Below are 7,041 nucleotides of genomic sequence, written 5' to 3' on the forward strand. Positions count from 1 at the left end.
TGCGCTGACGACGTTCTCGATCGCCAACGACGTCGCCAAGTACTTCGCGATCATCCCGGCGATGTTCCTCGCGGCCTACCCGTCGCTGGACACGCTGAACGTCATGCACCTCGCGACGCCGACCTCGGCGATCGTCTCGGCCGTGATCTTCAACGCGCTGGTCATCGTGGCGCTGATCCCGCTGGCACTGCGCGGAGTGAAGTACCGCGCGACCTCAGCCGCGAACATCCTGCGCCGCAACATCGTGGTCTACGGCGTCGGCGGCGTCGTCGCACCGTTCATCGGCATCAAGCTCATCGACCTCATCGTCTCGACCATCCCAGGAATCGGCTGAACCATGACACAAGACTTCATCCGCCAGAGCCTCGCCGGCCTCAAGGTCCTGCTCGTCATGACGGTGATCCTCGGCATCGCCTATCCCGCCGCAGTGTGGGGCGCCGGTCAGACGGTGTTCCACGACAAGGCGAACGGCCAGGTTCTCGCCCATGACGGCACGGACCGCGGGTCGGCGATCATTGGCCAGAAGTTCACGGGCGACGAGTGGTTCCACGGCAGGCCGTCCACCTCGGACCATGACGGGCTCGCGTCCGGCGCGTCGAACCTCGGCCCCTCGAACCCTGACCTGCTCAAGGCCATCGAGCAGCGCCAGCGGGAGATCGCGAAGGCCGAGAACGTCCAGGCGTCGCAGATCCCGCCGGATGCGGTGACCGCGTCGGCGTCCGGCCTCGACCCATACATCTCGCCGGAGTACGCGGCCCTGCAGGTCGGTCGCGTGGCAACCGAGCGGCACCTGTCGCGAGCGGTCGTCCAGCGCCTGGTCAGGGAGCACACCTCCGGTCGCCAGCTCGGATTCCTCGGTCAGCCGCGGGTCAACGTGCTCGAGCTCAACCTGGCGCTCGACGACCGGTGAGGCAGATCCAAGGTGCAGACTGAAGACGTGCAGACCGAGGGTGGCAGGCAACGAGGCATCCTGCGGGTCTACCTCGGCGCCGCCCCCGGCGTGGGCAAGACCTTCGCCATGCTGGACGAGGGACAGCGGCGAGCGGCCCGCGGGACCGACGTCGTCGTCGCCTACGTCGAGACCCACGGGCGCCCCCGCACCGCCGAGCAGGTCGGTGACCTGGAGGTCATCCCTCGCCAGGTCGTCGAGTACCGGGGAACCACCCAGGAAGAGATGGACCTGGACGCGGTTCTGGCCCGGCACCCCGAGGTGGCCCTCGTCGACGAGCTCGCCCACACCAACGTCCCGGGTTCGGGCAACGAGAAGCGCTGGCAGGACGTCGAAGCGCTCCTCGAGGCGGGCATCTGCGTCATCACCACGGTCAACATCCAGCACCTCGAGTCGCTCAACGACGTCGTCGAGTCGATCACCGGCGTCCGGCAGCAGGAGACCGTCCCGGACAAGGTCGTACGCCAGGCCGACGCGATCGAGCTTGCCGACATGAGCCCGCAGGCACTGCGACGTCGTATGGCCCACGGCAACATCTACGGCCCGGACAAGGTCGACGCCGCGTTGTCCCAGTTCTTCCGCGAGGGCAACCTCACCGCCCTGCGCGAGCTCGCCCTCCTGTGGCTGGCAGACCGCGTCGACGAAGGTCTTGACCGCTACCGGGACCAGCACGGGATCGACACCACGTGGGCCGCCCGCGAGCGGATCGTCGTCGCGGTCTCCGGTGGACCCGAGTCCGAGGTACTGATGCGGCGAGCCTCCCGCATCGCCTCCCGCATCGGCGGCGGCGAGTGGCTGGCCCTGTATGTGACCCGGGGCGACGGTCTCGTCCACATGGACCCCGCGCGCCTGCACCGGTTGCACTCCATCACCGAGGACATGGGCGGAACGTTCCACACGGTCGTCGGGGATGACACCGCGGCCGCGATCCTCGACTTCGCGAAGGCAGAGAACGCGACCCAGGTCCTGATCGGCGCCAGCCGACGAGGCCGCCTCTCGACCCTGGCCAATCCCGGCATCGGCGAGGTGGTCATCGCCGATTCCGGCGACATCGATGTCCACATCGTCACGCACGACGAAGCCCGCAGGAAGCACGGGAACATCCGCTCTTCTCCCGACCTCAGCAAGCGTCGCCGGAGGTACGGATACCTGATCGGCGTGCTTGGGCCGGCCGTGCTGGCCACGCTGCTGATCGTGACGCCGGACTTCCACGGCCTCCCGACCGAGGCGATGCTGTTCATGGCGCTCGTCGTCGCGACCGCGATCATCGGCGGCTTCAGACCGGCGATCCTCACCTCGTTCCTGAGCGGATTCGTGCTCAACTTCTTCTTCACGCCGCCGCTTCACAGACTCACGGTGGCAAGCGGCGAGAACGCGTTCGCGCTCGTGCTGTTCGTCATCGTCGCGGTCGCGGTGTCGTCCGTGGTCGACCTGGCCGCACGCCGGACGGCCCAGGCCGAGAAGGCGACCGCCGAGGCCGACGCCTTGACGGTGCTGTCGCACAGCCTCCTGCACGCCGGCGACATGCGCACCCTGCTCGCCAGTGCCTGCGAGCTCTTCGGCATGCGCGGTGCCGCCATCATCGATGCCGAAGGCCAGATCCGGTTCGAGGTCGGCGATCCGATCGCCGGCCTGGACGCCGCAGACGTCAGCGTGAAGGTCGATGAGGAGACCTCGCTTGCCCTCACCGGCCGATCGCTGGCCGCCGCCGACCAACGCCTCCTCAAGGCATACGCGGCCCACGCCTCCGTCCTGGCCGAACGTCGACGAGCCGCGAAGGAACGCAACGAACGCCGGGTCCTGGAGGAGACCGACCGCACCCGCACGGCGTTGCTCGCTGCGGTCTCGCACGATCTGCGGACTCCACTTGCTGCCGTGAAGGCCGCAGTGGGCAGTCTGCGCAACCGCGACATCGCATGGTCGCCGGAGGACCAGCAGGAGCTTCTCGCCTCGGCGGAGGACGGTGCGGACCGACTGAACGACCTGGTGACGAATCTCCTGGACATGAGTCGCATCCAGATGGGGGCGGTCAAGCCTTACGTCGATGAGGTCGACCTGGAGGCGACGATCGAACACGCACTCAGCTCGTTGCCAGGGTGGGAACGCGTGGACCTGGTCCTGCCGTCAGATGTCTCGCTGGTGGCGGCGGACGCCGGCCTGCTCGAGCGGGTCATGGCGAACGTCGTGGGCAACGCCTTGACCTACGCGCCGGCGGAGACGCGGGTCACGATCGACGGGTCCGCCGTCGGCGGGCGAGCCGTCATCCGCATCATCGACACCGGTCCCGGCGTCCCGCCCGAAGAGCAGGATCGCCTGTTCGAGCCGTTCCAGCGACTCGGCGACGTCCCCCGAGGTGAAGGCGTCGGACTCGGGCTGGCCGTCGCCCGAGGACTCACCGAGGCGATGGGCGGTACGTTGACCGTCGAGGACACACCCGGTGGCGGACTCACGTTCGTCCTGGACCTGCCGCTGGCCGGAGAGGCGACATGACATTTGTGCTCGTGGTCGACGACGACCCGGCCATCTTGCGTACGCTCTCGATCAACCTCCGGGCACGGGACTACGACGTGGAGACTGCCGCGGATGGACGCTCGGCCCTCCAGATCGTCGACGAGCGGATGCCCGATGTCGTCATCCTGGACCTCGGACTTCCCGACCTCGACGGTGTCGAGGTCCTGAAACGGCTGCGGGCGTACACGCAGGTCCCTGTGGTCGTGCTGTCGGCACGGCACGAGTCCGACGACAAGGTCGAGGCCCTCGACGAGGGCGCCGACGACTACGTCACGAAACCGTTCGACATGGAGGAGCTGCTGGCCCGAGTGCGAGCAGCGATCCGCCGCAGCGGCAGCGAGGGCGCACCCCTCGTGGTCGAGTCCGGCGACGTACGCCTCGACATCACCGAGCGCACGGCCACGCGGGCAGGCAAGGACGTACGCCTCACCCCGACCGAATGGCACATCGTCGAGGTGCTCGCCCGGCGCGAGGGCCGACTGGTGCGGCAGACCGAGCTCTTGCGCGAGGTCTGGGGCCCCGCGTACGACCGCGAGACCAACTACCTGCGGGTCTACCTCGCACAGATCCGCCGCAAGCTCGAGACGGACCCGTCACGGCCGAGGATCTTCATCACCGATCCTGGCATCGGCTACCGAATGGTCGTGTGACGGAATGCCCCTAAGAGACTCCCGGGCCAAGGGCTAGAGTGATCGACCTGTGAAGGCCTGGCTACTCGCACCGACTCGTGTCGTGCCGCTGACATTCCTGTTCGCGATCATCATCGGGACGGTCCTGCTCTCCCTCCCGTTCGCAGCGACCGAGAGCGAAGCCGAGGGGTTCCTGCCGGCGCTGTTCACCTCGGTCTCAGCGGTGTGCGTCACGGGGCTCACGACCGTTGACACCGCCACCTATTGGACCCCCGCCGGCCAGGCGGTCATCCTGGCACTCATCCAGGTCGGCGGGTTCGGGATCATGACCCTCGCCTCGGTGCTCCTGATCGCGATCGGCCGCAAGCTCGGCCTCCGCAACGGCCTGATCGCCCAGACCGAGACCCACACGATCGGCCTGGGCGACGTCACTGCCGTCGTCCGCCGGCTCGCGGTGGTCGTCCTGGTGGCCGAGACGACCATCGCCCTCCTCCTGTTCCCCAGATTCCTGACCACGTACGACGACGACGCGGGAACCGCCGCCTGGCACGCGGTCTTCCACGCGATATCGGCGTTCAACAACGCGGGCTTCGCGCTCTACTCCGACAGCCTGATCCCGTTCGTCGACGACCCGTGGGTGATGGTGCCGTTGTGCGCTGCCGTCGTGGTCGGCGGCCTGGGATTCCCTGTCGTCGCCGAGCTGGTCGCAGGCCGGAGGACGTGGAGCATTCACACCCGCATCACGGTCTACGGCACCGTGCTGCTGCTGCTGGTCGGCACCATCGGGTTCGGGCTCGCCGAGTGGACCAACGACGACACGCTGGGCCCACTGTCGTTCGGCGGCAAGCTCGTCGCGGCCATGACAGGCGGCGTGATGCCCCGAACCGCCGGCTTCAACAGCATCGACTACGGAGCCGCCACGCCCGAGACGCTCATGCTGACCGACATCTTGATGTTCATCGGCGGGGGCAGCGCCGGCACCGCCGGCGGAATCAAGGTCAGCACCTTCCTCGTGCTGGGCTTCGTCATCCTCAACGAGCTGCGCGGAGAGCCCACCGTGACCATCTTCCACCGCGCGCTGCCCGCCACGGTCCAACGACAGGCCTTGACCGTTGCCCTGCTGGGCGTCGGAGCAGTCATGGCCGGGACCATGGCGATGATGATCGCGACCGACTACGAGTTCGAACCCTTGCTGTTCGAATCCATCTCCGCGTTCGCGACCGTGGGACTCTCCACCGGGATCACGTTCGACATGCCACCTGCAGGACAGTTCGTGCTCGTCACCTTGATGTTCGTCGGGCGCGTCGGCGTCGTCACCGTCGGGGCCGCCCTCGCGCTCTCAGCCAAACCCAAGCGTTACTCCCTGCCCGAGGAGTACGTCATCGTCGGGTGACCGTTCGGCCACCAGGAAGTGAGGCCAAGCGAGGGAGCGGCTCACGTTGCTGGGAAGCGTCGCTGCAGGTCAGGCGCCGTTTGAGACTGGCACCCCCAACGGGATTCGAACCCGTGCTACCGCCGTGAAAGTGGAAATCAAGCCGGATGGGACAGTGTCGATCAACGCTGCGTTTGATTGATATTGCAGTGATTTTGTCGTCTAGATTTGTCGGACATCTGTGACAGTAATTGGCTGTTTTGGAGTCTCGTGTTGCCTCAGTGTTGCCTGAGATCGAGGTCAGCTCGGCTGCGGGGTCCCTGACACTTCTCTTGTCACAGGACAAGACTCGGGACACGCTTATAGTGTTGCTTGCTATAGTTGGCCTATGACGGGTCGTGGCGAGGTACTGCGCAAAGTGATGTCCAAGACGGGCACCACGCAGTCCGAGCTGTCACGGATCAGTGGGGTGCGTCAGCCGAGCATCAGTCAGTTCGTTTCGGGCAAGGTGGATCTGAGCGATGAGCAGCTGGACCGGTTGCTGTCGTGTATGGGGTTTCGGCTGGAGGTGATTCGGCGGCCGGTGGAGCCGGACTTGAACCGCTCTGAACGTCGGTCGTGGGAGCTGCATCGCCGGTTGTCGTCTCATCTGACGCGGTCGACGTTCGAACAGTGGCGACCCACCATTGAGGGCAACATCAAGAGGCTTCGTGGTCGGGTCAATGGTCAGCCGCACATACGGAACCTCCGGCGCTGGCAGAGTCTGGTCGAGACGGGTGACGTGTTGGGTATTCAGCGCGTGCTGACTGGCCTTGATCGGGAGTCGATCGAGATGCGTGAGGTCTCCCCCATGGGCGGGCTGCTCGCGCAAGATGAACGCATGGAAGTGCTGACCGGGGCCGTGTGATGCGCCGCGACCAGCTGGAACACGCGATCCGCACCGCCTGCCAAATCATCGAACGGTCGGAGGTGATCGTGGTCGGATCGCAATCGATCCTCGGCACCTTCGCCGAGGATCAGCTGCCCGAAGATGCCACGATGTCGATCGAGGTCGACATCCTCCCCATCGCCGAGGACAACGCCGAGACAGTTCGGCTCGCGCACCTCATCGAAGGTATGGCAGGAGAGTTCTCACCGTTCGAGGAGCTTCACGGCTACAGCATCGACGGCGTCGACCTGGAGACATCGGTGCTTCCGGAGGGCTGGCGTGATCGGCTGGTCAAGGTGCAGAACACCAACACTGCTGCGCCGTCCGGCGATCCGCAGTTCACCGGGTGGTGCCTGAACGCCGAAGACCTCTGCGTGGCCAAGCTGTGCGCCCTGCGTGAGAAGGACCAGAACTTTGTCGCCGCGCTGTTGAAGGCCGGCCTCGTCGACGCGGGAGTTCTGGCGGGGCGGCTTACCACTTTGCCCCCGCAGCACCAGGTTGCGACCGAGCGCGCTCTGGAATGGTTGCGCACCTGGGACTGACCCTCCACCTTCAGCCGCGAGAGACGTTGCGAGGTGTCCGACGCGTGCCACCTGCGGCACTCCGCCCACTTAGACGCACCGCGGCGCCGCGTCGTCATGGCCAGCTATCG

Annotated in this window: 6 protein-coding genes and 1 pseudogene; all 7 read left to right on the forward strand. The window is 66.5% G+C overall.

The annotated features are described in order from the left end of the window. A pseudogene (locus V6M46_RS09470) lies at positions 1 to 334 on the forward strand (potassium-transporting ATPase subunit B); the annotation flags it as partial. Between the two features lie 3 nt (positions 335 to 337). After that, a complete protein-coding gene (gene kdpC / locus V6M46_RS09475) occupies positions 338 to 910 on the forward strand; it encodes a potassium-transporting ATPase subunit KdpC (RefSeq protein WP_332664152.1) in 573 nt (190 codons plus the stop codon). Positions 911 to 937: 27 nt separating this feature from the next. Next, positions 938 to 3,439 (forward strand): sensor histidine kinase KdpD, encoded by a 2,502-nt coding sequence (locus V6M46_RS09480; RefSeq protein WP_332664154.1) that lies wholly within the window; start codon positions 938 to 940, stop codon positions 3,437 to 3,439. Further along, complete coding sequence (locus tag V6M46_RS09485) at positions 3,436 to 4,110, forward strand: response regulator transcription factor (RefSeq protein WP_332664156.1); 675 nt, start codon at positions 3,436 to 3,438, stop codon at positions 4,108 to 4,110. Before V6M46_RS09480 ends, V6M46_RS09485 begins: the two co-directional genes overlap by 4 nt. Positions 4,111 to 4,192: 82 nt before the next feature. Next, complete coding sequence (locus V6M46_RS09490) at positions 4,193 to 5,482, forward strand: TrkH family potassium uptake protein (protein ID WP_332664159.1); 1,290 nt, start codon at positions 4,193 to 4,195, stop codon at positions 5,480 to 5,482. A 367-nt stretch (positions 5,483 to 5,849) separates the two neighbouring features. Continuing rightward, a complete protein-coding gene (locus tag V6M46_RS09495; RefSeq protein ID WP_332664162.1) occupies positions 5,850 to 6,368 on the forward strand; it encodes a helix-turn-helix domain-containing protein in 519 nt (172 codons plus the stop codon). Further along, positions 6,368 to 6,931: a DUF6036 family nucleotidyltransferase gene (locus tag V6M46_RS09500; protein WP_332664164.1), complete on the forward strand. Its 564-nt coding sequence runs from the start codon at positions 6,368 to 6,370 to the stop codon at positions 6,929 to 6,931. The genes V6M46_RS09495 and V6M46_RS09500 overlap by 1 nt, the downstream gene beginning before the upstream one ends. Positions 6,932 to 7,041: the final 110 nt, after the last annotated feature.

It is taken from the genome of Aeromicrobium sp. (assembly GCF_036676885.1).
In the GTDB taxonomy this organism is placed as follows: Bacteria; Actinomycetota; Actinomycetes; order Propionibacteriales; family Nocardioidaceae; genus Aeromicrobium.

Coding starts and splice junctions, on each gene's coding strand:
- kdpC (WP_332664152.1), top strand. CDS start 338: ATGACACAAGACTTCATCCGCCAGAGCCTCGCCGGCCTCAAGGTCCTG.
- V6M46_RS09485 (WP_332664156.1), top strand. CDS start 3,436: ATGACATTTGTGCTCGTGGTCGACGACGACCCGGCCATCTTGCGTACG.
- V6M46_RS09495 (WP_332664162.1), top strand. CDS start 5,850: ATGACGGGTCGTGGCGAGGTACTGCGCAAAGTGATGTCCAAGACGGGC.
- V6M46_RS09500 (WP_332664164.1), top strand. CDS start 6,368: ATGCGCCGCGACCAGCTGGAACACGCGATCCGCACCGCCTGCCAAATC.